Source organism: Nocardioides alkalitolerans DSM 16699 (genome assembly GCF_000426525.1).
In the GTDB taxonomy this organism is placed as follows: Bacteria; Actinomycetota; Actinomycetes; order Propionibacteriales; family Nocardioidaceae; genus Nocardioides; species Nocardioides alkalitolerans.
Genome location: NZ_AUFN01000017.1, coordinates 74,103 through 100,711, shown reverse-complemented (window position 1 = coordinate 100,711; position 26,609 = coordinate 74,103). Strand labels below are relative to the sequence as shown.

Genomic DNA, 26,609 nt, shown 5'->3' with positions numbered 1-26,609 from the left:
AGGCGAGGGAGAAGTCGTGTGCGTTACTCATACGCCTCCCAGAGTAGGTCGCAGGGGCGAACTCTGGCGACTGGTTTGGCCCGTGACCGGGCGCCGGGCGGCGGGACGTCCCTACGGCCGGCTCAGCCCGGGCGGCGCCCGACCGGCTCCGGCTCGAGGTCGACGGAGTGCAGCACGGCCCCGGTCGCGTCCCGCAGCGAGACGGTGAGGAGCCCGTCGGCGGTGATCTCGCCGTACCCGACGAAGAGCTGGTCGGGACGCGGCGCGCGCCGGCTCGGCTCGGGGTTGCCCTTCGCGAACACCTGCTCGGCGCCGAAGGTGGTGTCGGGGGTCTTGGTGCCGAACGAGCTGCAGGCGAGCGGGCCGGCGATGAACTCCCAGAACGGGTCGAAGTCGGTGAAGGCGGCGCGGCCGGGGTCGAAGCGGTGGGCCGCCGTGAAGTGGACGTCGGCGGTGATCCAGACGACGTTGCGCACGCCCGCCGCCCTGAAGGCGCTCAGCACACGGGCGACCTCGTGCTCCCGGCCCCGGGGCGCGCCGTCGTCGCCGTTGCCGTAGCCGTCGAAGTCCCGCTCCTGGCGCGGGGCGAGGGCGAGCGGCTGGTCGGCCGAGATGACCTTCCAGGTGGCGCTCGACGCCGTGACCTCGCGGATCAGCCAGTCCGTCTGCTCCTCCCCCATCAGCGCGGCCGGCCGCTCACCGCCGTCGGCGAGCTGCTCGTCGTTGCCGCCGCGGTAGGAGCGCTGGTCGAGGCAGAACACGTCGAGGTGGGCCCCGCGCGAGACCTTGCGGTAGATGCCCTTCGCCGCGAACCCGGTCTCCCCGCGACCGAGCAGGTGGCGGGTGCCGATCGGCATGTACTCCTGCCAGGCCCGACGACCGAAGCCCGCGAGCACGTCGACGCGCCGCTCCTCGTCGTACGGGAACGTCGTGTCGTCGCCGAGCACCTCGCCGGGGTACCAGTTGTTGGTCGTCTCGTGGTCGTCCCACTGCGCGATCACCGGCACCGAGGCGTGCAGTCGGCGGACGTTCTCGTCGAGCAGCACGTAGCGGTAGCGGCCGCGGTACTCGGCGAGCGTCTGCGCCGGGCGCGCCACGTGGTCGGTGACGAGGTTGCGCCAGGTCGTGCCGCCCGGCTCGATCACCGTGTCGGTGATCGGCTCGTCGGCGTAGATGTTGTCGCCGCAGTGGATGAAGACGTCCGGTCGCAGGTCGGCCACCGCGGCGTACCCGACCAGCCCGCCCGCGTCGGGGTTGATGCCGTAGCCCTGCCCGCACGTGTCGCCCGACCACGCGAACGACGTGGCGGCCGGGGTCAGGGCGGGCGTGGCGAACGTGACCGTACGGCGCTCCCCGGCGACCCCCTCGGCGGAGGCGAACCAGACCTGCGCCTCGTACTCCCGGCCCGGTGCCAGCCCCGACAGGTCGATGCGGGCCGTGCGGTCGGTGGCGTCGACGGCGGCCGGCCCGACCTGGGTGCGGACCTCCCGACCGCCGCTGGTCAGCCGGAGGTGCAGCTGGCCCTGGCCCTCGCTGCGCCCCCAGAGCACCCCGCCGGTGGGGGTGACGTCACCGGTCTGCACGTGGGAGATCGCGTCCCGGGTGCGGATCAGGCCCGCCGTGCTCTGCGGGACCGGCCGGTTCGTCACGGCGGCCTGCACCGCCGGCCGCGTCCAGGCCGGCCGCCCCAGCACCACCCCGCCCGTCACGCCTCCGGCGAGGGCGAGGAGCCCCCGCCGCCGCAGCACGCTCTGTCCGAGACCCCGAGAAGTCGGCACGTCCGCAGTCGAACGACCCCGGGTGAACCCGCGGCACCGTCACGGAGAGCCCGCGTCCACCTGCCCGCGAACAGTGCGCGACCGTCGCACGACGGACGGGACGCCCCAGGTCAGCCGCGCAGCGCCGGCGTGGCGCACTGCAGCGGCGGGGTGCTCTCGAGGGTGACGCGCGAGCCCGCGACCTCGGCCCCGGCCAGGCCGAGCAGCGGGTTGATCAGGCCGCTCGCGATGCTCGTCGGGTTGGAGGCGTCGAAGTAGGCCTTGACCGCCGCCTTCACCGCCGAGTCGAGCAGCAGGGCCTGCTGCGTCGCGTCGAGGCTGACCCAGGCGCCCAGCGTGCCGTTCAGGAGGGCGACGTGGGCGGAGACGCTGGCGCCCGCCTGCACGGTGGGGGTGCCGACCGAGAAGCCGCCGGTCGACGTGGCGTACGGCGTGTCGTACTGCTGCGGCGGGACCGTGATCGTGAAGTCGGTGACGCCCGACGGGCTGATCGTCGCGCGCACCCGGACGGTGGCGTTGACGTCGACCTGCACCTGCGTGAGCGCCCCGAGCAGCCCGACGTTCAGGCCGGCCCGCAGCGTCGTGCGGATCGGGGTCTGGAGGTCGACGGTCACCAGCCCGTTGCGCACGTCGAGCGTGGCGCTGCGGGTCGTGCCCGACGCACCGCCGCAGGTGACCTTCGTCAGCGTCGCGGTCGTGGCCGCCAGCGAGAGGTCGAGCCCGAAGTGGTTCGGCTGGTGCACCGTCAGCGACGCCGGCGAGCCCAGCAGCCCCGGGATGCCGGGCACCTGCACGGTGGCCGTGCCCGGGTTGAACGAGCCGTCGACGTGCACGCCGAGCTGCTCGGTGTCGGCCCCGGACCCGGTCGTGGCGGCGGTGCCGGGCCGTCCGCAGTACTTGTGGGCCCGCTGGCCCAGCTTGATCGCCACGCCGAGGTTCGCCGTGCCGGGCAGCTGCGCGCCGAGGTAGGCGTTCACCACGTTGCTGCCGTTGAGCGCGAACATCGAGCCCGCGACGAGGTCGAGCACGTTGTACGTCGCCCCGAGCACGGCTCCCGATCCGGAGGTCACGCCGAGGAGGCGACCCACGTCGATCCGCGCCGTCGTGCTGCTCCAGGTCCTCAGCGCGTTGAGCACCGAGAGCGTCGTCGACCCGGCGCTGCTCCCCACCGACGCGGCGAGGGCCGTGTAGAAGCTGCGCGCGGTGACGTTGGCGGTGGCCAGCTCGTTGTACGACGCGAGCCCGAGCCCCGTGGCCAGCTGGTCGAGGTTCACGGAGGCACCCGCCAGGGCCGTGTAGTCGGCGGCCGCCAGGACGGCGTTGCTCTGCCCCAGCCGGCGCAGCACCGGGTTGAGCAGCGCCGAGCTGCCCGTGCGCACCACCCCGGCGTACGAGCCGACCTGGTAGCACGCCGACGCCGAGGCCGCGGCCACCGCCGAGCGCGTCGCGGCGCCGTCGCCGGGGGCGAAGGAGTAGTCGACGCGCGAGCTCGCGGTCACCCGGACCGCGGTCGGCGCCATCGCCGTCGTCGCGCCCGCCGGCTGCAGCCGGGAGTCGAAGGCGCCCGCCGGCGTCAGGAAGCCCAGCACGTAGGTGACCGCGGGCGTGTCCCCGAGCGAGGCCCCGTTGCGGGCGAGCGACTGCCGCATCGCGGCGTCGACCTCGGGGGTGAGGGCGCTCGCGCTCCGACCGTCGAGGTGCCAGGCGAGGTCGAGCGCGACCGCGTCGGCGACCGCCTGCATGTCGGAGCGCAGCACGCGCTGCATCCCGAGGTCGACCGTGAACGCGGCCATCGCCAGCACCAGGGCCATGAGCAGGGCCACGAGCACCGCGACGGCGCCGCGCTGGTCGTCGCGCCGGTCGTCGGCCGAGCGCCTCGGCGAGGTCGTGCGTGCCACGGTCGACCTCCTCGGGACCTGCCCGGGGTCTCCATCCGACCGGGACCATCCCCTCATCGGTCGCCGCTCGGCGTTCTTGAGGAGTCCGGCTCCCGAGGAGCCCGACGGCGCCGTCAGAGCGCGGCGACGCCCTCCGCGACGATCTCCGCGGGGCCGGTGAGCACGACGGTGCCGGCCGGGGTCCAGGTGAGGTCGAGCTCGCCGCCGGGCACGTCGACGCGGTAGACGACGGGCGCGTCGGGCGGGGTGCCGTCGGCCGGCACGGCGCCGTCGGCCAGGGCCGCGGCGACCATCACGGCCGCCGCGCCGGTGCCGCACGACTGGGTCTCGCCGGAGCCCCGCTCGTGCACGCGCATGCCGACGTGGCGCTCGCCGCGTCGTACGACGAACTCGACGTTGACGCCGGTCGGGTAGAGCCCCGCGTCGTACGTCGGCTCGGTGCGCAGGTCGCCCGGCTCGGCGAGGTCGTCGACGAAGGCCACGGCGTGCGGGTTGCCCATGTCGACGCCCGTCGTGGGCCAGGTGCGGCCGGCGGCGGTGACCTCGCTGGCGGGCAGGAGCCGCGGGGCGCCGACCTCGGCGCTGACCCGGCCGTCGGGCTCGAGGGCCACGGAGAGCACCCCGGCGCGGGTGGCGACGGGGATCGCGACGGTGCCGTCGACGCCCTCGTGGTCGACCAGCCAGCGCACGAAGACGCGGATGCCGTTGCCGCACATCTCGGCCACCGAGCCGTCGGCGTTGCGGTAGTCCATGAACCACTCCGCCGCGTCGCGTCCGGCGACCGCGTCCGGGTCGTCGGTGGCGGCGGTGCGCACGACGCGGAGGATGCCGTCGCCGCCGATGCCGGCCCGGCGGTCGGTCAGCGCCTGCACGCGGGCGACGTCGAGCGAGGCGTGGCGGGTGCCGTCGGCGTCGGGGAGGATCACGAAGTCGTTCTTCGTGCCGTGGCCCTTCGCGAAGGGGTACGGCGCGCGGGCGGCGGGGAGGTCGGCGGGCACGGTCGTCACCGCTCCAGTGTCCCCGACGCGTCCACGAACAGCGCGCCGACGATGCGCCGCGCCCGGCGGCTCACCTCGACGGCCGGCTCCTCGGGGTGGTCGGCCCACCAGCGCATGACGGTGTCGACGATGCCCAGCCACACCCGGGTCATCACGGCGTGGTCGACCGGGTCGGGGTCGCCGGCCAGGGTCAGCATCTCGGTGACCCCCTCCTCGGCGATGCGCTCGATGCGGGCGGTCGCGCGCCGTACGGCGTCGGCGGCCGGCCCCTCGGTCGGCGCGGAGGGGTCGAAGAGCACGCGCCAGAGGTAGGGCCGGGAGTCGAGGACCTCCGCCATCCCCTCGAGCGTGAGCATGCCGCGCTCGATGCCGACGGCGCCGAGCCCGGCGATCCGCTCGATCTCGTCGCCCAGGAGGTCGCCCGCGTGGTCGACGCACGCGCCGTACAAGCCCTCCTTCGACCCGAAGTAGTTGTAGACGAGCGGCTTCGAGATGCCCGCCCGCTCGGCGACGGCGGCGACGGAGGTGGCGGCGAACCCCACCCGGCCGAGCTCGCGGAGGGCCGCGTCCAGGATCTGCTCCTCGCGGTCGGCCCGCGGGACGCCCTTGGTGCCGGTGCGGCGGGCGGTACGGCGCGTGGTGCCGGCGGACGCGGAAGGCATGGCGAAAGCCTACCCACCGCAATTGACCTTCTGGTAACTTACCGCGCAGTCATATCGGAGGGATCGTGATGGCCGACCTGCTGGACCCGCTGAAGAACCCGCTCACCTACGCGGCGCCGTTCTTCGTGCTGTGCATCCTCGTCGAGCTCGCCGCACTGCGCTGGCTCGACCACGACGACAGCACGACGGGCTACGCGCTCAAGGACGCCCGCGCGTCGATCTCCATGGGCGTCGTCTCCGTCTTCTTCCTCACCGCGTTCAAGGTCGTCACGTTCTTCGCGTTCACGGCCGTCTTCGTGTGGTTCGCGCCGTGGGAGCTGCCCACCGACACGTGGTGGTACTGGGTGCTGCTCGTCGTCGGTCTCGACCTCGGCTACTACTGGCACCACCGCTTCAGCCACCGGGTGCGCATCGCCTGGGCCGGCCACCAGGCCCACCACTCCAGCGAGTTCATGAACTTCGGCACCGCGCTGCGCCAGAAGTGGAACCCCTGGTTCGAGTTCTTCTTCTGGCTGCCCCTGCCGCTGCTCGGGTTCGCGCCGTGGACGCTCTACGTCGCGTTCGGGCTCAACCTGATCTACCAGTTCTTCACCCACACGGAGACGGTCGACCGGCTGCCGCGCCCCCTGGAGCTCGTGCTCAACACCCCGTCGCACCACCGGGTGCACCACGGCTCCGACCCGGAGTACCTCGACAAGAACTACGGCGGCATCCTCATCGTCTGGGACCGCCTGTTCGGCACCTTCGCACCCGAGCGGCAGCGCCCGACGTACGGGCTCACCACCAAGGTCGACACCTACGACCTGCTCACGCTGCAGTACGGCCACTACCGCGAGATCGCGCACGACGTGCGCGCGGCGCAGGGGCTGCGCGAGAAGCTCGGCTACGTGTTCGGGCCGCCCGGCTGGGCGCCCGGTGCGACCCGGGCGGGCGTCGTGCCGCAGGGGCCGCGGGAGCCGGCGCCGTAGCCCCACCCTCCCGGGACGCCCGGCCTGCTCAGGCGTGGACCGCCTCAGGTGTAGAGGCGCTCGCCGTACGCGGGACCGTAGTAGGCGTCGAGCTCGGCCACGCTCGTCTCGGGGCGCTCGAGCTCGTGGGCCAGCACGGCGCGGCGGGGCACGTGGTCCTCGGGCGCCCAGGTCTCCGGGTCCCACAGCCCGGAGCGCAGGAACGCCTTCGCGCAGTGGTGGAAGACCTGCTCGACCTCGACGACCACGGCGAGCACGGGCCGGTGGCCCTTGACGACCATCGCGTCGAAGAACGGGGCGTCGCGCACCAGACGGGCACGACCGTTGACGCGCAGGGTGTCGCCGCGGCCGGGGATGAGGAAGAGCAGGCCGACGTGCGGGTTGACGAGGATGTTGCGGTAGCCGTCGGCCCGCCGGTTGCCGGGGCGCTCCGCGACGGCGATCGTACGGTCGTCGAGCACGTGCACGAGCGTGCCCACCGGGTCGCCCTTCGGTGACGCGTCGCAGGAGCCGTCGGCGCCGGCGGTCGCCAGCACGCAGAACCCGGAGGCCTCGAGCCACTCCACGTCGCGCGCGACGAGCCGGTCGCGCTCCTTCGCCACGGCAGCGGGGGCGGGCACGCCCAGCAGCGCCGTCAGCTCGGCCTCGTCGGTGACCTCGGTCCAGCTCGTCTCCATGCGGGCACGGTACGACGGGTGGGGCTCAGCGCGCGACGGCGTACCGGACCACCACGAAGTCACCGTTGCGGTCCACCTCGAGCAGCTCGAGGTCGAGCGCCCTCGGGAGCAGCGGCGCGCCGGCGCCGAGCACGCACGGCGCGTACGCGAGCACGAGCTCGTCGACGAGGCCGACGTCGGCGAAGCGGCCCACCAGCTCGCCGCCGCCCACGATCCACACGTTCTTGCCGCCGGCGGCCGCCACGGCCTCGGCGTGCAGCGCGCGGACCTCGTCGTCGGAGTCGGCGCTCGCGAACCGGATGTCGCCCGCGATCGGCGCGAGCTCGCGGTGGGTGAGCACCCAGGCGGGCACGTCGTACATCCACCCCTCGCCGGCCTCGGTGACGGCGGCGTGCACCCACTCGTACGTCGCCGCGCCCATGACGATCGCGCCCACCCCGGCCTCGAAGGCCGGGTAGCCCTGGGGCCCGTCCTCCTCGATGTGGCGGCTGGTGAGCCAGTCGAGGGAGTGGTCGGGGGTGGCGATGAAGCCGTCGAGGCTCGTGCCGACGTAGTAGACGGTGCTCATGAGGGGTCCTTCGAGTGGGGGCGACCCATTCTCACCACGAGTTGTCGCGTCTGCACGCCTCACGGACGCCGAGTTGTCGCGTCTGCACGCCTCACGGAGGTCGAACTGTCGCGTCTGCCGCGCACGGTCGTGCACGACCCGACAGCTCGGCGCGTCCTCGGCATGCCGACGCGACATGTCGGCGGGCTCAGGCGAGGTGGCGCACGGCGTCCACGGCCGCGACGGCGCGGTCGACGCGGTCCTCGGCGTCGTACGGCACCCAGGTGATGCGGGGGTCCTTGAGGAACCAGCCGTCCTGGCGGCGGGCGAAGCGGCGGGTTGCGTACATCGTGCGGTCGCGCGCCTCGGTGAGCGGGAGCGTCCCCTCGACGTGCGCGACGACCTCGCGGTAGCCGATGGCGCGCCCGGCGGTGGGGCTCCCCACGAGCCCCACCGCCATCAGGCGCTCGACCTCCTCGACGAGGCCGGCCTCGAACATGAGGTCGACGCGACGGGCGAGGCGCTCGTCGAGGGTGGGCCGGTCGATCGTGACGCCGACCTGGACGGTGCGGGGGTCGTCGTACACGAGCTGCGGCAGCGACGCGCTCCAGGGCCGCCCGGTGAGCTCGATGACCTCGAGGGCGCGGACGACACGGCGACCGTTCTCGGGGATGATCCCGGCGGCCGCCTGGGGGTCGCGCTCGGCGAGGCGGGCGTGGAGGGTCCGGGCGCCGACGGTCTCGAGCTCGGCCTCGAGACGCCCCCGCACGACGGGGTCGGTGCCCGGGAACTCGAAGCGGTCGAGCACGGCGCGCGTGTAGAGGGCCGACCCCCCGACCAGGACGGGCACGCGCCCGCGGCCCCGGACCTCCGCGATCGTCGCCCGCGCCCGGGTCTGGAAGTCGGCGACGGTGGAGGCCTGGGTGACGTCGAGCACGTCGAGCAGGTGGTGCGGGATGCCGCGGCGCTCGGCCGGCGGCAGCTTGGCCGTGCCGATGTCCATGCCGCGGTAGAGCTGCATCGCGTCGGTGTTGACGATCTCGCCGTCCAGCCGCTCGGCCAGGTCGAGGGAGAGGTCGGTCTTGCCCGCGCCCGTCGAGCCCACGACCGCCACGATCGGCGGCTCGACCGGGGAGGGGTGCTCAGGCATGGTCGATATTCTCTCAGCACCGACGCGTGGGGCCCGTTCCCCACCGCCACCCCACCCCCAGGAGGATCCCATGGGTTTCGCAGACAAGCTGAAGGGCGCCGTCGAGCAGGCGCGCACGAAGGCCGGGCCCAAGCTCGCCGACGCCGTCGACAAGCACGGCGACAAGGTCACCGGCGGCATCGAGAAGGCCGGCGCGTTCGCCGACAAGAAGACCAAGGGCAAGTACTCCGACAAGATCGCCAAGGGCACCACGAAGGCCCGCGAGGGCATCGAGAAGCTCGACAAGAAGAACGGCCCGGACCAGCCCGGCGGGACGGGCACCGGCCCCCTCCGGTGACCGCCAGCACCACCTCCGCCGACCCCGTCGGCCTCGGCCGGTTCGTCGTGGTGCCCGCGTCGTACGTCTTCTGCCTGCGGCCAGGAGCCGACGGCGGCCTGCCCGAGGTGCTCCTGCAGCTTCGCTCCGGCACGGGCTACATGGACGACCACTGGGCCGCCGGCGCCGCCGGCCACGTGGAGAAGGGCGAGACGGCGTACGACGCCGCCGCGCGCGAGGCCCGGGAGGAGCTCGGCATCACCGACGCGACGCTGGAGTTCGTCGCGACGATGCAGCGCACCTCCCCGGTCGACCGTCCCGCCCTCGCGATCGACGAGCGTGTCGACTTCTTCTTCGCCACCTCGGCGTGGACCGGCGAGCCCCGGATCATGGAGGGCGCCAAGTGCGCCGACCTGCGCTGGTTCGGCCTCGGCGCGCTGCCCGAGCCGGTCGTGCCCCACGAGCGCAAGGTGCTCGGGGTGCTCCGGGCGTCGATCGAGGCGGGTGCCGACTGGCCCGCCGGAGGGGTGGGTACGTTGGGGCACAGCCCGGCGCCGTACCTCACCTACGGCTACGACGAGCACGAGGAGAACCGATGAGCGACCCCGGTCCGCAGCCCGACCCGACGATCGAGCCCGCCGAGCCCAACCCGGGAGGTCCGGACGCCATCGACGAGTCCGGTCGCTACGGCACGGACACCGGCGAGCTGGCGATCCCCGACCTCGATCCGGCGAAGAACCCGGCCACGGAGGACGTGGTGCCCGACGAGGTGAAGGCCGCCGACGACAAGCAGCAGGCCCCCGCCGAGGGCGAGGACGACCGCGAGCCCGCCGAGGACAGCGACGGGGAGACCGAGCCCCCGGCCTGACCGACGGCCTGACCGACCGCACCTGTACGACGGACGCCCGCCCCCGAGGTCTGGGGGCGGGCGTCGTGTGCGTGGGGCCACGCCGGTTTCACCGGCTAGCCGGTGAAACCGGCACCTAGCGCGAGAAGGTTAGTGCGCCAGGTGCCGGTTTACGTGTCAACCGTGCCGCAGAGGCCGGCGCACACGGGGCCGGCGCACACGGGGCCGCGGGCCCCACAAACCGGTGAGCGGCACCGCGAGCGGGTGAACCGACGTCCGGCGACAGCCGCGGGACGGGCGGGTCACCCCACCGAGCAGCCGGGCCCCTCGGGCAGCGGGGCCGGCACGCCGATCGTGGGCATGCCGAGCGTGACGCCGGTCGGCGCGGCGGGGGCGGCGGTGCGGGCCTCCCAGGCGTCGCCGGCGCGGGTACGGCGCACGGCCAACACCGGTCCGTCGGCCACGAGGTGGTGGGGCGCGCCGTACGTCAGCCGCACCTCCACCATGTCGCCCGGGCGCGGCACGGCTCCGTCGACGAGCGAGAAGTCGGCCTCGAAGTGCACGAGGCGGTTGTCGGCGGCGCGGCCGGTGAGACGGGCGGTCTCCGTGTCCTTGCGACCCTCCCCCTCGGCGACCATCAGCTCGACGCGACGCCCCTCGAGCTTCCGGTTCTCCTGCCACGCGATCTCGTTGACGAGCGCGACGAGGCGCTCGTAGCGCGCCTGCACGACGGCCTTCGGGACCTCGTCGGCCATCGTGGCGGCGGGGGTGCCGGGGCGCTTGGAGAACTGGAACGTGAACGCGCCGGAGAAGCGGGCCTCGCGCACGACGTGCATCGTGGCCTCGAAGTCCTCCTCGGTCTCGCCGGGGAAGCCCACGATGATGTCGGTGGTGATGGCGGCGTCGGGGATGGCCGCGCGCACGCGCTCGATGATGCCGAGGAACTTCTTCTGGCGGTATGAGCGACGCATCGCCTTGAGCACCCTGTCGGAGCCGGACTGCAGCGGCATGTGCAGCGACGGCATCACCGTCGGGGTCTCGGCCATCGCGTCGATGACGTCGTCGGTGAACTCGGCCGGGTGCGGCGAGGTGAACCGGATCCGCTCGAGGCCCTCGATCTCCCCGCACGCCCGCAGCAGCTTGCTGAAGGCCTGGCGGTCGCCGAACTCCACGCCGTACGCGTTGACGTTCTGCCCGAGCAGCGTCACCTCGGTGACGCCCTGCGCCACCAGCGCCTCGATCTCGGCGAGGATGTCGCCGGGGCGGCGGTCCTTCTCCTTGCCGCGCAGCGCCGGCACGATGCAGAACGTGCAGGTGTTGTTGCAGCCGACCGACACCGAGACCCACGCGGCGTACGCCGACTCGCGCTTCGTCGGCAGCGTCGACGGGAAGACCTCGAGCGACTCGAGGATCTCGACCTGCGCCTCCTCCGCGATGCGCGCCCGCTCCAGCAGCACCGGCAGCGAGCCGATGTTGTGGGTGCCGAACACGACGTCGACCCACGGGGCGCGCCGGGTGACCTCGCCGCGGTCCTTCTGCGCGAGGCAGCCGCCGACGGCGATCTGCATGCCCGGCCGGCCCGCCTTCACCGACGCCAGGTGGCCGAGGTTGCCGTAGAGCTTGTTGTCGGCGTTCTCCCGCACCGCGCAGGTGTTGAGCACGACGATGTCGGCGTCGTCGACGCCGGGCGCCGCGACGTACCCCGCCCCCTCGAGCAGGCCCGTGAGCCGCTCGGAGTCGTGCACGTTCATCTGGCAGCCGTAGGTGCGCACCGCGTAGGTGCGCGGGAGCGCCCCCGTGGTCTCGGGGTCGGTCGTCGCGGGGGCGGTGAGGGTCTCAGACATGACCGGCCCAGGGTACGGCGGACCGCGGCGCCGCACGAACCCCCGCGGGCGTCCGGGTCCGCCCCGCCGGCCCCCGCCCCTCAGTCGACCGGCAGCGGCACGAACGTCGCCGGCGCGTCGAACACCGACAGGCCCACGACGTCGGAGCCCACGAGCACGGTGAAGGTGACCCGCGTCGGGCGCGGGGCCACCTGGAGGACGGTGGCGACGAAGGTCAGGGCCGAGGACCCGGCCGGGACCCCGTCGAGGAACGGCACCGCGAGCCGTGCCGCCCCGTCGACCACGGTGGCCGGGTCGTCGTCCGGGTCGGCGAGGACGCCCGGCGAGGCGGCCAGGACCTGGTCGACCGACGTCAGCGGCGTCGCCGTCGTGACGGTCACGACGAGGGTCGCGGGCCCGGCGAGCCCGGCGCCCGCGTTGGCGACCAGACCGAAGTCGGAGTCCGGGTCGGGCGCGCGCGGGTCCAGGAACCCCACGAGGTAGCCGACGTCGGGGATCTCGTACCAGCGCAGGTCCCCGGTCACCTGGACGTTCGCGCCGCCCGGCACGGAGGCCGCGTGCGCCGGTGCGGCCGCGACGACGGCGACCACCGGCGTGGCCCAGGCCACCGTGCGGACGACGGAGCGGCGGGTGAGGCCGGTGGGCGGCAGGTCGGTGGTCATGGTCCCCCAGGGGTCAGGTCGTGGCGACCCTGATCCTGGGACCTCCGGTGGGTGTCCGCCCCCACGTCGGTCACGAATAGGTCCCGATCTGCGCCCGTGGGGCCTCCCACGTAGCACCGCCGGTCTGGACCGGCTTAGGTTTCGCCCCATGACCGCGCTCGAGAAGGAGCCGACCACCCCTGCCCAGGGTGAGCCGCTCGTCGTCCTGTCCGACGTCCAGAAGTGGTACGGCGACCTGCACGTGCTCAAGGACATCAACCTCACCGTGCACCGCGGCGAGGTCGTCGTCGTGATCGGCCCGTCGGGCTCCGGCAAGTCGACGCTGTGCCGCACCATCAACCGCCTCGAGACCATCGGCGAGGGATCGATCCAGCTCGACGGCAAGCCGCTGCCCGAGGAGGGCAAGGCGCTCGCGAACCTGCGCGCCGAGGTCGGCATGGTCTTCCAGAGCTTCAACCTCTTCGCCCACAAGACGATCCTCGAGAACGTCACGCTCGGCCCGATCAAGGTCCGCGGCGTCAAGAAGGCGGACGCGGACGCGAAGGCGCAGGAGCTGCTCGACCGGGTCGGCGTCGGCCACCAGGCCGCGAAGTACCCCGCCCAGCTCTCCGGCGGCCAGCAGCAGCGCGTGGCGATCGCCCGGGCGCTGGCGATGGAGCCGAAGGTGATGCTCTTCGACGAGCCGACCTCCGCGCTCGACCCGGAGATGATCTCCGAGGTCCTCGACGTCATGGTCACGCTCGCCAAGGGCGGCATGACGATGGTCGTGGTGACCCACGAGATGGGCTTCGCGCGTACGGCGGCCGACCGCGTCGTCTTCATGGCCGACGGCCAGATCGTCGAGGAGAACACCCCCGAGGAGTTCTTCACGAACCCGCAGAGCCCGCGTGCGCAGGACTTCCTCGGCAAGATCCTCAAGCACTGACCCGACCCCAGACGTGGACGCGCTCGCTCGGGCGTCGGGTCCAGCACCACCAGCAGCATCAGCAGGACCAGCACCGTCACACCCCATGACGGGCCTCTCGGGGCCCTGGAACCAGGAGAACCAATGCGACTCAGAAGGACTGCAGCAGCCGTGGCCGGCCTCGGCCTCGCCATGTCCCTCGCCGCCTGTGGCGACGCGGGCAGCGACGGGGGCGACTCGGTCGACGTCGAGGTCGACGAGAACGCCGCCGAGAGCTTCGACGAGGGCACGCGCATGCGCGAGCTCGCCGACCAGGGCACGATCAAGATCGGCGTCAAGTTCGACCAGCCCGGCATCGGCTACAAGGGCGCGACCGACGACGACCCGAGCGGCTTCGACCCGCAGATCGGCACCATCCTCGCGGCGTCCCTCGGCATCGACGAGGAGAACATCGAGTGGGTCGAGACCATCTCGGCCAACCGCGAGTCGTTCCTCGAGAGCGGCGAGGTCGACCTCGTCATCGCGTCGTACTCGATCACCGACGCCCGTCGTGAGGTCGTCGGCCAGGCGGGTCCGTACTACGTGACCGGCCAGCAGCTGCTCGTGCCCTCCGACAGCGACATCGCCGACGTCTCCGACGTCGCCGGCGAGGAGGTCTGCTCCGTCACCGGTTCGACCTCGCTCGACAACGCGCAGGCCGAGGGTGCGGTGCCGCGCGGCTTCGACACCTACTCCGAGTGCGTCGACCAGGTCGTCGACGGCACGGTCGCCGCGATGACGACCGACGGCGCGATCCTGCTGGGCTACGCGGCCGAGCAGCCCGACGCCCTCAAGGTCGTCGGCGAGCCGTTCTCCGAGGAGCGCTACGGCGTCGGCTACTCGATCGACAGCCCGGAGATGTGCGGCTGGATCAACGAGACGCTCACCGAGTCGTTCGACGACGGCAAGTGGGCCGAGGCGTTCGACAACACGCTCGGTGTCTCCCTCGACGAGACCCCGGAGCCCCCGGCGCTCGACGAGTGCGCCTGAGCTGAGCGTCCGGCGTCGACGTGGCGGTGACCACCGCCGCGTCGGCGCCGTCGCATGCTCGGGATCCGCACGTTCCTGACCCACCTTCCGAAGGGAGAGCCGCCACGTGGAGGCGATCACCACTGACTTCGACCTGTACCTGAAGGGCTTCGGGCTGACCGTCGGTCTGTTCGTCGCCTCGGGGATCGCGTCGCTCGTCTTCGGCGCGCTGCTCGCCGCCGCGCGGGTCGGGCCGATCAGCGTGCTGGCCAAGGCGTCCGCCGCCTACGTCACGCTGTTCCGCAACACCCCGCTCCTGATGATCTTCATCTTCATCGCGATCGCGATGCCCCGGATCGGCTTCACGTTCAACTTCGTGGAGGAGATCCGGGTCGGTGACTGGAACATCTCCGGCTTCTTCTTCCGGGCCTGCCTGGCGCTGACGCTCTACACGTCGGCGTTCGTCTGCGAGGCGTTCCGCTCCGGCATCAACGCCGTGCCGATCGGCCAGGCCGAGGCCGCCCGCGCGCTGGGCCTCACGTTCGGCCAGAACATGACGAACATCGTGATGCCGCAGGCGCTGCGGGCCGTCGTGCCCCCGCTGACCAGCGTGCAGATCGCGCTGGCCAAGAACACGTCGGTCGCCGCCGCGTTCGGGATCGCCGAGGCCACCGCCACCATGCGGCTGCTCGGCAACCGGTACGGCGACCAGACCGTCGAGATCTTCTTCTTCATCGCCGTCGGCTACATCATCATCGTCGAGATCGTCGCCCTCGGCTCGTACGCGCTCGAGCGGCGCTGGAAGGCGGCTGCCCGATGAGCGCCAGCGTCCTCTTCGACACCCCGGGCCCGAAGGCCCGCCGGCGTCACCGCATCTTCACGATCGTGTCGCTGCTCCTGCTCGTGGGGTTCCTCGTCCTCGTCGTGATGCGGCTGAACGACCGCGGCCAGCTCGAGTACGCGCTCTGGGAGCCGTTCCTCACCCCGGCCTACCTCGAGGTCATCCTCGAGGCGCTCCTCAAGACCCTGCAGATGGCGTTCGGCGCGATCCTGCTCGCCATCGTCTTCGGGGTGGTCTTCGGCATCGCCAAGCTCTCCGACCACCGGATCGTCCGCGCACCCGCCTGGCTCGTCGTCGAGTTCTTCCGCGCCGTGCCCGTGCTGCTGCTCATGACGTTCTTCTGGCTCGCGTTCTCCATCGGCGGCGGCCCGCTCAGCCCGTTCTGGTGCGTCGTCATCGCGCTGACCCTCTACAACGGCTCCGTCCTCGCCGAGGTGCTGCGCGCCGGCATCAACGCCGTGCCGCCGGGCCAGGCGGAGGCGGCGTACGCGATCGGCATGCGCAAGTCGCAGGTCATCTGGCTGATCCAGCTGCCGCAGGCGGTGAAGATCATGCTCCCGGCCCTGATCAGCCAGTGCGTCGTGGCGCTGAAGGACACCAGCCTGGGGTTCTACATCACCGCCCCGGGCCTCACCGCGGTTATGCGTCCGATCTACCTGGAGTTCCAGAACCAGGTGCCGACCGCGATCGTGATCGCGTCGATCTACATCATCGTGAACCTGCTGCTCACGGGGCTCGCGACGTACCTCCAGCACAAGCTGGTCGGCGAGAAGAAGCAGCTCGACGTGCCGATGGTCGGCGGAGTCGACAGCGGTCGCGCCGTCTGACCCTCCCCCACGTACGACGAGAGCCCGGCACCGTCTCGGTGCCGGGCTCTCGTGCTGTGCGGGTACGGCGGGGGCTACTTCTTCCTCGGCGTGACCCAGAGCCGGATGACGCCCTCGACGACCACGGTGCCGTCGTCGCGCACGCCCTTGACGCGCACGGGCAGGTCGGGGTCGTCGCCGGTCCACTGCTCGGGGTCGGTCTCGGCGATGCAGCGGATGTCGCTGGTGGCCTTGGCGGTGTAGCTGACGTCCATGCCCTTGGGGATCCAGCGCTTGTCGCCCGGCACGGTCGACTCCGCCAGGGCGCCCATCGCGGCCTCGAGCCCGTTGCACAGCGCGATCGCGTGCACGGTCTTGAGGTGGTTGTGCACGCCGCGGCGCTTGGGGATGACGAGCTCGGCGTAGTTCGGCCGCAGCTCGACGAACCGCGGGCGGATCGTCGCGAAGTAGGGGGCCTGCTGCGAGAAGGCGAGCGAGAACAGGCGCTTGCCGAGCAGCGGACCGACCACGGGGAGCGACGTGCTCTGCTTCCAGAGCTGGAGGACCTTGGGCATGCGCCGTACCTTACTCGTCGGTAACGTAGGTCGTCCATCGCCCCACCCGGCACGATGAGGGCATGACCTCCCCCGGCGACGACGCCGACCGCAGCACCCCCGCCGCCCCGCTCTCCCGCGCCCTCGTCCTCGGCGGCGGCGGGATCACCGGCATCGCCTGGGAGACCGGGCTCCTCCACGGCCTCGCGGCGGCCGGCGTCGACGTCACCGCGGGCGCGTCCGCCGCCGACCTCGTGGTGGGCACCTCGGCCGGCTCCGTCGTCGGCGCGCAGATCCGGTCGGGCACACCGCTCGCCGACCTCTACGCCGCCCAGACCACGCCGCCGCGCCCCGACGCCCCGCGCTCCTCCATCTCGCCGCTGGTCCTGCTCGCCTACGCGCGCGGGCTGCTGCTCGCCCGCGGCGACCTCGAGCGCTTCGGACGCCACCTCGGGGCGTACGCCGTACGGCGCGCCGCGGCCGGCCGCACGCCCACGCTGGACGAGCGCTACATCGCCATCCGGGGGCGGCTGTCGTCGTACGACTGGCCGACGGAGCCCCTGAGGATCACCGTCGTCGACGCCGAGACGGGCAGACTGCGGGTGCTCGACGGCAGCGACCCCGACGTGACCCTGCTCGACGCCGTCGCGGCGAGCTGCGCCGTGCCCGGCGTCTACCCGCCCGTGCCGATCGGGGGCGGGGTGTACGTCGACGGTGGCGCCCGGTCGGGCACGAACGCCGACCTCGCGGCCGACCACGAGCGGGTCCTGGTGCTCGCGCCCGTCGACCGGTCGGTCGGGCCCATGAGGGCGGCACCCGCCCTGCTGCGCGGCGTGCACCACCTCGTGCTCGCCCCGGACGACGCCTCGCGCTCGGCGATCGGGCGCAACGTGCTCGACCCCGCGGCGAAGGTCGCCTCCGCGCGGGCCGGCCACGCGCAGGGGCTCGAGGCCGCCGACGACGTCCGGGAGCTCTGGGGCTGACCCCTCGCCCACCTGCCCGCCCCCGGCGAGCGCTCAGCGCTTCTCGGCCACCACGAACACGCGACGGAACGGCAGCACGACGAACGGACCGTCGGGTCCCAGCCGCGTCGGGTACGCCGTCCGCAGGCGCGCCTTGAACGCGGCGACGAAGTCGTCGCGCAGGTCGTCGGGCAGGGCCTGCAGGGTCGGACGCGCCCCCGTGCCGGAGACCCAGGTGAAGACCGGGTCCTCGCCGGTGAGCACGTGCAGGTAGGTCGTCTCCCAGGCGTCGACGACGGCGCCGGCGCGGGTCAGCACGTCCAGGTACGTCGCGGGGTCGTGGGAGGACGGGTCGGCGATGTCGCGCACGTGGTCCGCGTACGGCGCCTCCGCGGCCAGCTCGGCGCGCAGGGTGTGGCTGGGCTCGTCGAAGTTGCCCGGCACGGAGAACGCGAGGGTGCCGCCGGGCGCGACCCGGTCGAGCAGGTGGGGCAGCAGGTCGAGGTGGCCCGGCACCCACTGGAACGTGGCGTTGGAGACGAGCAGGTCGACGGGCGCGTCCGGCGTCCAGGCGCGGAGGTCGCCGACCTCGAACGCGATGCCCGGCACCTCGGCCCGCGCGCGCTCGATCATCTCGGCCGAGGAGTCCACGCCGTGCACGTCGGCCCCGGGCCAGCGCTCGGCGAGCAGGCGGGTGACGTTGCCCGGGCCGCAGCCGAGGTCGACGACGGTCGCCGGGGGCGCGACGTCGGGCAGCGGCAGCACCCGCGCGAGCAGCTCGAGGAACGGCCGCCCGCGGTGGTCGGCGTACGTGAGGTAGCGCTCGGGATCCCATCGCATGGGCACCTCCTGTGGTCGTGGATGTCTTGACGTCAAGATAAATCCAGCCTGCGCCGCAAACGTCTCGATGTCAAGATTCTCGATCGACGCTACGATGCCGGACATGCATGACGAGGTGGACGAGCTGGTCGACGCGTGGGCGCGCGAGCGTCCCGACCTCGACCTCGGCCCCGTCGAGGTGTTCAGCCGCATCAGCCGACTCTCCCGTCACCTCGACCTCGCCCGACGCCGCGCCTTCGCCGCCCACCACATCGAGCCGTGGGAGTTCGACGTGCTGGCCGCCCTGCGGCGCGCGGGGGCGCCGTACGAGCTCTCCCCCGGCAGGCTGTTGCGCGAGACCCTCGTGACGAGCGGGACGATGACCAACCGCGTCGACCGCCTGAACTCCCGCGGCCTGGTCGACCGCCTGCCCGACCCGAACGACCGCCGCGGCGTGCTCGTGCGCCTGACCCGCGAGGGCAAGGCCGCCGTCGACGGGGCGTTCGAGGCCCTGCTCACCGCCGAGGCCGAGATCGTGGCCGGACTCCCCGAGGAGGAGCGCGCCCGCCTCGCCGACCTGCTCCGGACCCTCATGGGGCCGTTCGGCTGACCGCCGCCCGACCCGGGGTGGTGTCGAGACGCGACTCGCTGCGCTCGTGGCTCCCGCCGAGGTGGCCTGCCGTCAGCCGAGGATCTCGGCGGCCTCCAGCCACTCGAGCTCCAGCTGCTCCTTCTCGTCGGCCAGCGCCGCGAGGCGGGCGCTGACGCCGGCCATCTTCTCGTAGTCCTGGCCGAGCTCGAGGGCCTCCGCGTTGAGGGCGGCCTCCTCCTGCGTGATCTTCGCGAGCCGCTTCTCCACGCGGGCGACGGCCTTGCGGGCGGAGCGCTCCTCGGCCCCGCCCACCTTCGCCTTGGGCGCCGCCGACGCCGCCGAGGCCGCGGCCACCGCGGCCGTGCGGCCCGCCGGTGCGCTCGACCGGTCGGCCTGGGCGCGGACGACGGGGGGCGCGTCGTCGCCCGCCGCGCGGCGCTCGAGGTACTCGTCGACGCCGCGCGGCAGCATCGAGATCTGGCCGTCGCCGAGCAGCGCCCACACCGAGTCGGTGGCGCGCTCGAGGAAGTACCGGTCGTGGCTGACCACGACGAGCGTGCCGGGCCAGCCGTCGAGGAAGTCCTCGAGCACCTGCAGCGTCTCGATGTCGAGGTCGTTGGTGGGCTCGTCGAGGAGCAGCACGTTCGGCTCCTCGAGCAGGAGGCACAGCAGCTGGAACCGGCGGCGCTCGCCACCGGAGAGGTCACCGATGCGGGCGACGAGCTTGTCGCCCGTGAAGCCGAACCGCTCGAGCATCGACGTCGCGGTGATCTCGCCGTCGGCGGTCTTGGTGACGCGTCGGATCGACTCGACCATCGGCAGCACGCGCATCGTCGGGTCGAGGGTGTCGAGCTGCTGGGTGAGGTGGGCCAGGGCGATGGTGCGCCCGTGCTTCACCCGGCCCTTCTGCGGGTCGAGCGTGCCGGCCAGCAGCGAGAGCACCGAGGTCTTGCCGGCGCCGTTGACGCCGACGATGCCCACCCGGTCACCGGGGCCGAGCCGCCAGGTGGCGTGCTCGAGCAGCACCCGCTCGCCGCGGCGCAGGTCGACGTCCTCGACGTCGATGACGTCCTTGCCGAGGCGCTGGGTGGCGAACTTCTGCAGCGCCAGGGTGTCGCGCGGCGGCGGGACGTCCTCGATGAGCGCGTTGGCCGCCTCGATGCGGAACTTGGGCTTGGACGTGCGGGCCGGGGCGCCGCGGCGCAGCCAGGCGAGCTCCTTGCGGGCCAGGTTGGCGCGACGGCTCTCGACGGTGGCGGCCTGGCGCGAGCGCTCGGCGCGCGCCAGCACGAACGCGGCGTACCCGCCCTCGTAGGCGTCGACGACCCCGTCGTGCACCTCCCACGTCCACTGGCACACGGCGTCGAGGAACCAGCGGTCGTGGGTGACGACCACGAGCGCCGACGGCAGGGCCGCCACGTGACGGGCGAGCCAGGCGACCGCCTCGACGTCGAGGTGGTTGGTGGGCTCGTCGAGGATCAGCAGGTCGTGCTCGTCGAGCAGCAGCGCGGCCAGCGAGCAGCGGCGGCGCTCGCCGCCGGAGAGGCCCAGCACCGGTCGGTCGAGGTCGACCCCGGCGAGCAGCACCTCCACGACCTCCCGGGTCGTCGAGTCGGCCGCCCACTCGTGGTCGGCCCGGCCGCCGAGCACGGCCTCCCGCACGCTGTGGGTGTCGTCGAGCTCGTCCCCCTGGTGCAGGTAGCCGACGAGCAGCCCGCGCTGGCGCGAGACCCGCCCGGTGTCGGCCGCCTCGATGCCGGTCAGCACCTCGAGCAGGGTGGTCTTGCCGTCACCGTTGCGGCCGACGATGCCGATGCGCTGACCGACGCCGATGCCGAGCGACACCTCCGTCAGCAGCGGGCGCACGCCGTACGACTTGGAGACCTTCTCGAGGTTGACGAGGTTGGGGACAGCCATCAGACGTACTCCACACGGTGGGTGCCCGCGACGGGGCCCGTCGCGACGAGCACCACCTCGCAGGACGGACGGAGGCGGTCGGCGACCTCACGAGCATGGTCGCCTGACGCGCAGAGGAAGACACAGGTCGGGCCCGAGCCGGACACGATGCCCCGCAGGGCACCGGCCTCCTCCCCGGCCTCCAGCACGCCGACGAGGTCGGGCCGCAGGTCGAGGGCGGGCAGCTGGAGGTCGTTGTGGAGCACGGCGGCGAGCACCGTCGGGTCCTGGGAGGCGAGGGCGGCCATCACGCGGTCGGGCACGACGACCTCCTCGGCGGCGTCGGGCCGCAGGCGGTCGTAGTGCGCGAACACGCGCGGGGTCGAGAGCCCCTCCCGCGACGGCACCACCACCCACCACCAGGTGGCCTCGGCGATGGCGGGGTCGACGTACGGCGTCACGAGCTCGCCACGACCCACGCCGGCCGCGGTGCCGCCCAGGAGCGAGAACGGCACGTCGCTGCCGAGCTCGGCGGCGATGGCCAGGAGGTCGTCGTCGGGGGTCTCGAGGTCGTGGAGACGGTCGAGCGCCACCAGCGTCGCGGCGGCGTCGGCCGACCCGCCGGCCAGGCCGCCGGCCACGGGGATGGCCTTGTCGATGAGCAGGTCGGCCCGCAGCGTGCGGCCGTGGTGCGCGCCGAGCAGCTGCGCCGCCCGGTGCACGAGGTTGGTGCCGGGGGCCAGGGGGACGGCGTCGGCCTCGACGTGGTCGGCCGCGTCCAGCGTGACCCGGAGCGGCACCGTGCCCGAGCCGCCGGGCCGCACGGTCACGTCGTCGTACAGGCCGATCGCCTGGTAGACGGTCCCGAGCGGGTGGAACCCGTCGGGCCGGGGAGCGCCGACGGCCAGGTAGAGGTTGATCTTGGCGGGAGCGCGCACGGTGACGGACCGGACCGGCTGGGACGTCACGCGGGCGGCTCCTCGGTGGTCGCGGGGTCGGGCTGGGGGTCGGGCTGGAGGTCGGCGGGCCGCGTCGACGGTACGGCGGCGCGCGCGAGCGCGAGGCCCTCGGCGACGCGGGCGAAGTCGGTCACCGCGAGCACCTCGCCGCGGGCGGTGGGGTCGACGTCCGCGTGCTCCAGGGCGGCCTCGACGACCTCGGTGGAGCCCACGACGGCACGGAGCGCCGCCCGCAGCGTCTTGCGGCGCTGGGCGAACGCGGCGTCGACGACGGCGAACACCTCGGCCCGGCTCGCGGTGGTGACGGGCGGCTCGCGCCGGGTCCAGGCGACGAGGCCCGAGTCGACGTTCGGCGCGGGCCAGAACACGTTGCGCCCGATGGCGCCGGCGCGGCGGACGTCCGCGTACCAGGCCGCCTTGACGGACGGCACGCCGTACGTGCGCGACCCGGGCCCGGCGGCGAGCCGGTCGGCCACCTCCGACTGCACCATGACGAGGCCCCGCTCGAGGCTCGGCAGCAGGCCGAGCAGGTGCAGCAGGACGGGCACGGAGACGTTGTAGGGCAGGTTCGCGACGAGCGCCGTGGGCGGCTCGCCCGGCAGCGTGGTGAGGCGCAGGGCGTCGGCCAGCACGACCTCGAAGGCGCCGGCCTGGGCGGGGGCGTACTCCTCGATCGTGGCCGGCAGCCGAGCGGCGAGCAGCTCGTCGATCTCGATGGCGACGACGCGACGGGCGACCGCGAGCAGCGCCAGGGTCAGCGAGCCGAGGCCCGGACCGACCTCGACCACCACGTCGTCGGCCCCGATGCCGGAGTCGCGCACGATGCGGCGGACGGTGTTGCCGTCGATGACGAAGTTCTGGCCCTTCTGCTTCGTCGGCCGCAGGTCGAGCTCGGTGGCGAGGCGGCGGACGTCGCTCGCGCCCAGCAGGCGCGGGCCCGGGTCGCCCGGGTCGTGCCCGGGCTGGTCTCCGGAGTCCGTCATGGGGAGCAGCCTACGAAACGACGAACGCGCCCCCGACGTGGGAGCGCGTTCGTCGTCGTGCGAGGTGTGTGCTGCGGGCCGGGCCCGGCTCACCTCACGGTCGTGCGGTCATCAGCGCGGCAGGCCGAGCTTGCTCGCGCAGCCGGGCCACGCGCCGTACCCACCACGGGCGTCGCGGAGCTTGGTGGCGATGCGGATCTGCTCCTCGCGGCTGTTCTGGTGCGGGAGGCCGGAGCCGCCGTAGGCGCGCCAGGTCTGGGCGTTGAACTGCAGGCCGCCGTAGTAGCCGTTGCCGGTGTTGATCGACCAGTTGCCGCCGGACTCGCACTGGGCGAGGTCGTCCCACACGGTGCTGCCACCGGCGTAGTTGGGCGGCGGGTTCGAGCCGGAGCCGGACGAGCCGGAGCCGGACGAGGCGGCCGGGGCCTCGGCCACCGGCTCCTCCTTCGTGCCCACGAGCACGCGCTCGGTGACCGGCTCCTGCGTGACGACACGCTCGAGCTCGCGGCTGCCGATCGACGAGCCGTTGCGCTTGACGACCAGGTAGGTGACGTCGGCGGTGCCGTCGCGGCCCTCGACCTCGACCTCGGTGTCGCCCTCGAACATCGAGTCGTCGGGCACCTCGACGGTGTCGTGCGGGATCGACTCGCCCGTGACGGTCGCCTCCTGCGCGAGCCAGCGGGTGACGACGATCTCGTCACCGGCGGCGACGGGGGTCTCGAGCGCCGGCACGACGGCGTCGGCCTCGCCCAGGGTGATGTCGAGCTCCTCGAGCACGTCGGCGACGGTGATCGCGGCGACCTCCTCCTGCGTGGGCTCCTCGCCGCCGACCGCGATGGTCAGCGTCTTCGGGGTCACGACGTCGAGCGCCAGACCGTCGCGGCCGATGCTCGCGCTGCGGCTCGCGGAGAGCTGCGCACCGTCGGCCCGGAGGCCGAGCTCGGTGAGCGCGCTGTCGACGTCCGCGGCCAGCACCCAGTGGGTCTCGGTCGCGCCGTCGACGGTGAGCTCGAGCGGGCGGGCGTAGCGGACGTTGATCTTCGACCCGTCCTCCACCGCCTCGTCGAGGCTGGGCACGACGCGGTCGCGGTCGGAGACCTCGATGCCCTCGTCCTCCAGGACGTCGCCGACCGTGCCGTTGAAGGCCGAGACGGTGCGGACGTCGCCGTCGACGCTGAGCGTGATGGTCTTGTTGAGGGCCGCGTAGCCGGCCGTCGTCCCCGCGACGGCGAGGACCACGAGGGCCACCAGGGCGATGACGAAGCCACGGCTGCGGACGATGCGGGCGAAGTCGCCCCGACCGTCTGAGTTGATGAGCTGCACGATTCTCCGAACGAAGAGCTTCCCGGTTCTCGGACGTCGGCGCACCCGGGCCCGTGGCAGTGACCGGCCGGGGCCGGTCACCTACGGGATCCAGACGGGGCGACTGGGGAAGACGGGCCGATCCGCAGCAGTTGTCTGCCTGCTGCGAGGCCCGCGAGCCGCACCCTGCGCCGGTCGAACACCCATCCGATCCCGGCTAACGAGTTTCTCGACCATAACCGCCATCGGCGACCGGTCAAATCCCCGTTCCACATCTTCACGCGCGTGACACATGCCGTGCGCGCCCGCGCAGGCACCCCTCGGTCAGGCCTCGGAGGGGGTGCCCCAGGGGCCGCCGAAGGCCCGTTCGGTGCTCGCGTCGACGGCCGCGCAGAGCTCGCCGAGGTCGTCGCCACGCACCTCCGCCATGGCCCGCACCGTCAGCGGCACGAGGTACGAGGCGTTGGGCCGGCCGCGGTAGGGCATCGGCGTGAGGTACGGCGCGTCCGTCTCCACGAGCACCCGGTCCTGCGGCGCGACCACGAGGGCTTCGCGCAGGTCAGCGGCGTTCTTGAAGGTGACGGTGCCGGCGAAGGAGAGGTGGGCGCCGCGGTCGAGGCACGCCCGCGCGAACGCCGCGTCGCCGGAGAAGCAGTGCATCACCCAGCGGTCGGGAGCACCCTCGGCGTCGAGCACCTCGAGCACGGCGTCGTGGGCGTCGCGGTCGTGGATGACGAGCGTCTTGTCGAGCCGCTTCGCGATGTCGATGTGGCGCGCGAAGCTCTCGCGCTGGGCGTCCACGCCCTCGGGGCCGGTCCGGAAGAAATCGAGACCCGTCTCACCCACCGCGCGCACGCCGTCGTGGGCGCCGGCGAGCCGCTCGATCTCCTCCAGGGCCTCCTCGAGCCGCCCCTCGGCGGCCAGCAGCGGCGCCTCGTTGGGGTGCAGCGCCACCCCGGCGACGATCGCGTCGTACGACGCGGCGGTCTCGACCGCCCAGCGGGCGCCGGGCAGGTCGCAGCCGATCTGCACGATGCGCGGCACCCCGACCGCGGTGGCCGCGGCGAGGGCGGCGTCGACGTCGAGCCAGTCGTCCGGGCCGCGGCCGTCGGCGATGTCGAGGTGGCAGTGGTTGTCGACGACCGGGTGGGGCAGGGGCTCCGGCGCCGGGGGCCGGGAGCGGTCGCGCCGGCTGCCCTGCTCGGTCGTCCCGGCGCGGGAGCGGGTGGGTCCGCTCACGCGGCGTCGCCCGCGCTGCCGATGCGCTCCAGCACGATCTCGGCCAGCGCCTCGGGGGCGTGCTCGGGCACCCAGTGGCTGACGCCCTCGAGCACGACGAGCTCGTAGTCGGCGAGCACGTAGTCGCCCGCGAGCCGGGCGCCGGCACCGTCGACGGCGGTGTCGCCGTCGCTCCACACCATCGTGGTGGGCACGCGCACCCGGCCGCCGACGCCGCCGCGCAGCGAGAACGGCAGGGCCCGGTAGTAGCCGAGGCCGCCGGGGAAGGCGCCGTACTCGACGATCTCGCGCGTGAACCGCGCCGTCTCGGCCCGCGTCATGCCGGTCGAGCCGAGCATCCGCTCGAGCCGGTCGCCCTTCTTCTCCGCGAGCAGCTCGGGGAGGCGGGGCAGCTGGAAGGCGTACATGTACCAGGACTTCAGCAGCTGGGTGCTGCGCAGGCCCGCCTTCATGAAGGCCTGCGGGTGCGGCACCGACACGGCCGTCCAGGTGCGCACGCGGTCGCCGAACCGGGCGGCCACGCCCCAACCGACCATCGCGCCCCAGTCGTGCCCGACGAGGTGCACGCGGGCGCCGGCCTCACCGAGGGAGTCGAGCAGCGCGACGACGTCGCCCACCAGCTTGTCGACCGTGTAGGCCCGACGACCCTCGGGCCGTGCGCCCGGCGAGTAGCCGCGCTGGTCGGGGGCGACCGTGCGGTAGCCCTGGGCGTGCAGGAGCGGGGCCACCGCGTCCCAGCACGAGGCCCGCTGCGGGAAGCCGTGGAGGAGCACCACCACGGGCCCGTCGAGCGGCCCCTCGTCGCGAACGTCGAAGGTGAGTCCGTCGTTCTCGTACGTCGTGACGCGCGCAGCTGCCATGGGCGCGAGGTTACCGGTGGGTCGGGACCGGCGGACCGGGTGGCGGATCAGGCCGGCGGATCAGGCCGGCGGACCCTGCTGCAGCTGCCGGTGCAGCTGGGCGGAGAGGGAGAGCGCGACGCCGGTGTCGTAGAGGGCCAGGTGCTCGAGGTCGAACCCGCCGCCCACGGCGGGTGCCGGCACGAGCACGAGGGACTGGCCCGGCCCCGGCTCGAGCCCGCGACGCGCCGCGCCCTCGACCAGCCAGGCCGAGAGGATCTCGTCGGCGCCCTCGACGTCGGCGACGGCGGCGCGGAGCTGGTCGACGTCGTCCCAGCGACGCTCCAGGGTGCCGGCGGTGGTGGAGAGGAACCAGAGGCCGTCGTCGCCCTGGAGGACGACGTCGGCCAGGGCCGTCACCAGCCAGGGGCGCAGGGCGGTGAGGCCCGGCAGCCACGTCCAGTCGGCCAGGCCGCGCAGGTCGTCGGTGGTGAGGGGGCGCAGCAGCTCGACGGGCACGGCAGCCGGTCTACCCGCGGACGGCCACGGGAAACGGGG

28 protein-coding genes are annotated in these 26,609 nt (G+C 73.3%); 10 read left to right on the top strand and 18 right to left on the bottom strand.

Annotated elements, in window-relative coordinates:
* Positions 1 to 122: 122 nt before the first annotated feature.
* From K329_RS27425 to K329_RS27415, 4 genes are all read right to left on the bottom strand, one after another.
* Positions 123 to 1,778, bottom strand: a complete 1,656-nt coding sequence (locus K329_RS27425) for an alkaline phosphatase D family protein (protein ID WP_084541390.1) — start codon at positions 1,776 to 1,778, stop codon at positions 123 to 125.
* Between the two features lie 110 nt (positions 1,779 to 1,888).
* Positions 1,889 to 3,676: a pilus assembly protein TadG-related protein gene (locus K329_RS0116575; protein ID WP_028473929.1), complete on the bottom strand. Its 1,788-nt coding sequence runs from the start codon at positions 3,674 to 3,676 to the stop codon at positions 1,889 to 1,891.
* Positions 3,677 to 3,789: 113 nt separating this feature from the next.
* Positions 3,790 to 4,683, bottom strand: coding sequence for a diaminopimelate epimerase (gene dapF, locus K329_RS27420; protein WP_043643997.1), 894 nt, complete (start codon positions 4,681 to 4,683; stop codon positions 3,790 to 3,792).
* Positions 4,680 to 5,336, bottom strand: coding sequence for a TetR/AcrR family transcriptional regulator (locus tag K329_RS27415; RefSeq protein ID WP_052337013.1), 657 nt, complete (start codon positions 5,334 to 5,336; stop codon positions 4,680 to 4,682). The genes dapF and K329_RS27415 overlap by 4 nt, the downstream gene beginning before the upstream one ends.
* Positions 5,337 to 5,404: 68 nt before the next feature.
* On the opposite strand from K329_RS27415, the gene K329_RS0116560 reads away from it, so the two are divergent.
* Positions 5,405 to 6,304 carry a sterol desaturase family protein gene (locus K329_RS0116560; protein WP_028473928.1) on the top strand — a complete coding sequence of 300 codons (900 nt, stop codon included), beginning with the start codon at positions 5,405 to 5,407 and terminating at the stop codon, positions 6,302 to 6,304.
* 44 nt (positions 6,305 to 6,348) lie between these two features.
* Here K329_RS0116560 and K329_RS0116555 read toward each other — a convergent pair whose 3' ends face one another.
* From K329_RS0116555 to miaA, 3 genes are all read right to left on the bottom strand, one after another.
* On the bottom strand, positions 6,349 to 6,981 hold the full coding sequence (locus K329_RS0116555; RefSeq protein WP_028473927.1) for a pyridoxamine 5'-phosphate oxidase family protein: 633 nt from the start codon (positions 6,979 to 6,981) through the stop codon (positions 6,349 to 6,351).
* Positions 6,982 to 7,006: 25 nt separating this feature from the next.
* On the bottom strand, positions 7,007 to 7,549 hold the full coding sequence (locus K329_RS0116550; RefSeq protein ID WP_028473926.1) for a dihydrofolate reductase family protein: 543 nt from the start codon (positions 7,547 to 7,549) through the stop codon (positions 7,007 to 7,009).
* 187 nt (positions 7,550 to 7,736) lie between these two features.
* Positions 7,737 to 8,678 carry a tRNA (adenosine(37)-N6)-dimethylallyltransferase MiaA gene (gene miaA, locus K329_RS0116545; RefSeq protein ID WP_028473925.1) on the bottom strand — a complete coding sequence of 314 codons (942 nt, stop codon included), beginning with the start codon at positions 8,676 to 8,678 and terminating at the stop codon, positions 7,737 to 7,739.
* 70 nt (positions 8,679 to 8,748) lie between these two features.
* On the opposite strand from miaA, the gene K329_RS0116540 reads away from it, so the two are divergent.
* Genes K329_RS0116540 through K329_RS0116530 form a run of 3 tightly spaced genes read left to right on the top strand, consistent with a single transcriptional unit; the run spans position 8,749 to position 9,862 of the window.
* Positions 8,749 to 9,015: an antitoxin gene (locus K329_RS0116540; protein ID WP_028473924.1), complete on the top strand. Its 267-nt coding sequence runs from the start codon at positions 8,749 to 8,751 to the stop codon at positions 9,013 to 9,015.
* Complete coding sequence (locus K329_RS0116535) at positions 9,012 to 9,593, top strand: NUDIX domain-containing protein (protein ID WP_084541388.1); 582 nt, start codon at positions 9,012 to 9,014, stop codon at positions 9,591 to 9,593. The genes K329_RS0116540 and K329_RS0116535 overlap by 4 nt, the downstream gene beginning before the upstream one ends.
* Positions 9,590 to 9,862 carry a hypothetical protein gene (locus tag K329_RS0116530; RefSeq protein ID WP_028473922.1) on the top strand — a complete coding sequence of 91 codons (273 nt, stop codon included), beginning with the start codon at positions 9,590 to 9,592 and terminating at the stop codon, positions 9,860 to 9,862. Before K329_RS0116535 ends, K329_RS0116530 begins: the two co-directional genes overlap by 4 nt.
* Before the next feature lie 281 nt (positions 9,863 to 10,143).
* Here K329_RS0116530 and miaB read toward each other — a convergent pair whose 3' ends face one another.
* Entirely contained in the window at positions 10,144 to 11,685 is a 1,542-nt protein-coding gene (gene miaB / locus K329_RS0116525; protein ID WP_052337012.1) for a tRNA (N6-isopentenyl adenosine(37)-C2)-methylthiotransferase MiaB, read from the bottom strand.
* Between the two features lie 80 nt (positions 11,686 to 11,765).
* Positions 11,766 to 12,347: a hypothetical protein gene (locus K329_RS0116520; protein ID WP_028473920.1), complete on the bottom strand. Its 582-nt coding sequence runs from the start codon at positions 12,345 to 12,347 to the stop codon at positions 11,766 to 11,768.
* Positions 12,348 to 12,495: 148 nt separating this feature from the next.
* Here K329_RS0116520 and K329_RS0116515 point away from each other — a divergent pair, with 148 nt between their 5' ends.
* From K329_RS0116515 to K329_RS0116500, 4 genes are all read left to right on the top strand, one after another.
* Positions 12,496 to 13,272, top strand: a complete 777-nt coding sequence (locus K329_RS0116515; RefSeq protein WP_028473919.1) for an amino acid ABC transporter ATP-binding protein — start codon at positions 12,496 to 12,498, stop codon at positions 13,270 to 13,272.
* A 150-nt stretch (positions 13,273 to 13,422) separates the two neighbouring features.
* On the top strand, positions 13,423 to 14,280 hold the full coding sequence (locus tag K329_RS0116510) for a glutamate ABC transporter substrate-binding protein (RefSeq protein ID WP_245596583.1): 858 nt from the start codon (positions 13,423 to 13,425) through the stop codon (positions 14,278 to 14,280).
* Positions 14,281 to 14,386: 106 nt separating this feature from the next.
* Positions 14,387 to 15,079 (top strand): amino acid ABC transporter permease, encoded by a 693-nt coding sequence (locus tag K329_RS0116505; protein ID WP_028473917.1) that lies wholly within the window; start codon positions 14,387 to 14,389, stop codon positions 15,077 to 15,079.
* Positions 15,076 to 15,927, top strand: coding sequence for an amino acid ABC transporter permease (locus tag K329_RS0116500; protein WP_028473916.1), 852 nt, complete (start codon positions 15,076 to 15,078; stop codon positions 15,925 to 15,927). Before K329_RS0116505 ends, K329_RS0116500 begins: the two co-directional genes overlap by 4 nt.
* 74 nt (positions 15,928 to 16,001) lie before the next feature.
* Here the strand turns inward: K329_RS0116500 and K329_RS0116495 are convergent, their stop codons facing one another.
* A complete protein-coding gene (locus K329_RS0116495) occupies positions 16,002 to 16,481 on the bottom strand; it encodes a hotdog fold domain-containing protein (RefSeq protein ID WP_028473915.1) in 480 nt (159 codons plus the stop codon).
* 62 nt (positions 16,482 to 16,543) lie between these two features.
* On the opposite strand from K329_RS0116495, the gene K329_RS0116490 reads away from it, so the two are divergent.
* Positions 16,544 to 17,443, top strand: coding sequence for a patatin-like phospholipase family protein (locus K329_RS0116490; protein ID WP_052337011.1), 900 nt, complete (start codon positions 16,544 to 16,546; stop codon positions 17,441 to 17,443).
* Between the two features lie 33 nt (positions 17,444 to 17,476).
* Here K329_RS0116490 and K329_RS0116485 read toward each other — a convergent pair whose 3' ends face one another.
* Positions 17,477 to 18,262, bottom strand: coding sequence for a methyltransferase domain-containing protein (locus K329_RS0116485; RefSeq protein ID WP_043643993.1), 786 nt, complete (start codon positions 18,260 to 18,262; stop codon positions 17,477 to 17,479).
* A gap of 103 nt (positions 18,263 to 18,365) precedes the next feature.
* Between K329_RS0116485 and K329_RS0116480 the strand changes: the two genes are divergently transcribed.
* Positions 18,366 to 18,851 (top strand): MarR family winged helix-turn-helix transcriptional regulator, encoded by a 486-nt coding sequence (locus tag K329_RS0116480; protein ID WP_028473912.1) that lies wholly within the window; start codon positions 18,366 to 18,368, stop codon positions 18,849 to 18,851.
* A 72-nt stretch (positions 18,852 to 18,923) separates the two neighbouring features.
* On the opposite strand, the gene K329_RS0116475 is transcribed toward K329_RS0116480, so the two are convergent.
* From K329_RS0116475 to K329_RS0116445, 7 genes are all read right to left on the bottom strand, one after another.
* Positions 18,924 to 20,750 (bottom strand): ABC-F family ATP-binding cassette domain-containing protein, encoded by a 1,827-nt coding sequence (locus K329_RS0116475; RefSeq protein ID WP_028473911.1) that lies wholly within the window; start codon positions 20,748 to 20,750, stop codon positions 18,924 to 18,926.
* The gene (locus tag K329_RS0116470; protein ID WP_028473910.1) at positions 20,750 to 21,697 is read right to left on the bottom strand and encodes a 4-(cytidine 5'-diphospho)-2-C-methyl-D-erythritol kinase; all 948 of its coding nucleotides are present in this window, start codon (positions 21,695 to 21,697) and stop codon (positions 20,750 to 20,752) included. Before K329_RS0116470 ends, K329_RS0116475 begins: the two co-directional genes overlap by 1 nt.
* Positions 21,694 to 22,671, bottom strand: coding sequence for a 16S rRNA (adenine(1518)-N(6)/adenine(1519)-N(6))-dimethyltransferase RsmA (gene rsmA / locus K329_RS27410; RefSeq protein WP_084541387.1), 978 nt, complete (start codon positions 22,669 to 22,671; stop codon positions 21,694 to 21,696). Before rsmA ends, K329_RS0116470 begins: the two co-directional genes overlap by 4 nt.
* Positions 22,672 to 22,782: 111 nt before the next feature.
* Complete coding sequence (locus K329_RS31960) at positions 22,783 to 23,994, bottom strand: resuscitation-promoting factor (RefSeq protein WP_281169825.1); 1,212 nt, start codon at positions 23,992 to 23,994, stop codon at positions 22,783 to 22,785.
* Positions 23,995 to 24,297: 303 nt separating this feature from the next.
* Positions 24,298 to 25,212 (bottom strand): TatD family hydrolase, encoded by a 915-nt coding sequence (locus K329_RS0116455; RefSeq protein ID WP_028473909.1) that lies wholly within the window; start codon positions 25,210 to 25,212, stop codon positions 24,298 to 24,300.
* The gene (locus K329_RS0116450; RefSeq protein ID WP_028473908.1) at positions 25,209 to 26,072 is read right to left on the bottom strand and encodes an alpha/beta fold hydrolase; all 864 of its coding nucleotides are present in this window, start codon (positions 26,070 to 26,072) and stop codon (positions 25,209 to 25,211) included. Before K329_RS0116450 ends, K329_RS0116455 begins: the two co-directional genes overlap by 4 nt.
* Before the next feature lie 60 nt (positions 26,073 to 26,132).
* Complete coding sequence (locus tag K329_RS0116445) at positions 26,133 to 26,570, bottom strand: hypothetical protein (RefSeq protein ID WP_028473907.1); 438 nt, start codon at positions 26,568 to 26,570, stop codon at positions 26,133 to 26,135.
* Positions 26,571 to 26,609 lie beyond the last annotated feature (39 nt).

Bases quoted from the DNA above. Each gene is read 5' to 3' on its own strand.
- K329_RS0116490 (WP_052337011.1), top strand. From the start codon at position 16,544: ATGACCTCCCCCGGCGACGACGCCGACCGCAGCACCCCCGCCGCCCCG.
- K329_RS0116560 (WP_028473928.1), top strand. From the start codon at position 5,405: ATGGCCGACCTGCTGGACCCGCTGAAGAACCCGCTCACCTACGCGGCG.
- K329_RS0116450 (WP_028473908.1), bottom strand. From the start codon at position 26,072: ATGGCAGCTGCGCGCGTCACGACGTACGAGAACGACGGACTCACCTTC.
- miaA (WP_028473925.1), bottom strand. From the start codon at position 8,678: ATGCCTGAGCACCCCTCCCCGGTCGAGCCGCCGATCGTGGCGGTCGTG.
- K329_RS0116520 (WP_028473920.1), bottom strand. From the start codon at position 12,347: ATGACCACCGACCTGCCGCCCACCGGCCTCACCCGCCGCTCCGTCGTC.
- miaB (WP_052337012.1), bottom strand. From the start codon at position 11,685: ATGTCTGAGACCCTCACCGCCCCCGCGACGACCGACCCCGAGACCACG.
- K329_RS0116550 (WP_028473926.1), bottom strand. From the start codon at position 7,549: ATGAGCACCGTCTACTACGTCGGCACGAGCCTCGACGGCTTCATCGCC.
- K329_RS0116540 (WP_028473924.1), top strand. From the start codon at position 8,749: ATGGGTTTCGCAGACAAGCTGAAGGGCGCCGTCGAGCAGGCGCGCACG.
- rsmA (WP_084541387.1), bottom strand. From the start codon at position 22,671: ATGACGGACTCCGGAGACCAGCCCGGGCACGACCCGGGCGACCCGGGC.
- K329_RS27415 (WP_052337013.1), bottom strand. From the start codon at position 5,336: ATGCCTTCCGCGTCCGCCGGCACCACGCGCCGTACCGCCCGCCGCACC.
- K329_RS0116530 (WP_028473922.1), top strand. From the start codon at position 9,590: ATGAGCGACCCCGGTCCGCAGCCCGACCCGACGATCGAGCCCGCCGAG.
- K329_RS0116480 (WP_028473912.1), top strand. From the start codon at position 18,366: ATGCATGACGAGGTGGACGAGCTGGTCGACGCGTGGGCGCGCGAGCGT.
- K329_RS0116515 (WP_028473919.1), top strand. From the start codon at position 12,496: ATGACCGCGCTCGAGAAGGAGCCGACCACCCCTGCCCAGGGTGAGCCG.
- K329_RS0116555 (WP_028473927.1), bottom strand. From the start codon at position 6,981: ATGGAGACGAGCTGGACCGAGGTCACCGACGAGGCCGAGCTGACGGCG.
- K329_RS0116475 (WP_028473911.1), bottom strand. From the start codon at position 20,750: ATGGCTGTCCCCAACCTCGTCAACCTCGAGAAGGTCTCCAAGTCGTAC.
- K329_RS0116495 (WP_028473915.1), bottom strand. From the start codon at position 16,481: ATGCCCAAGGTCCTCCAGCTCTGGAAGCAGAGCACGTCGCTCCCCGTG.
- K329_RS0116485 (WP_043643993.1), bottom strand. From the start codon at position 18,262: ATGCGATGGGATCCCGAGCGCTACCTCACGTACGCCGACCACCGCGGG.
- K329_RS0116500 (WP_028473916.1), top strand. From the start codon at position 15,076: ATGAGCGCCAGCGTCCTCTTCGACACCCCGGGCCCGAAGGCCCGCCGG.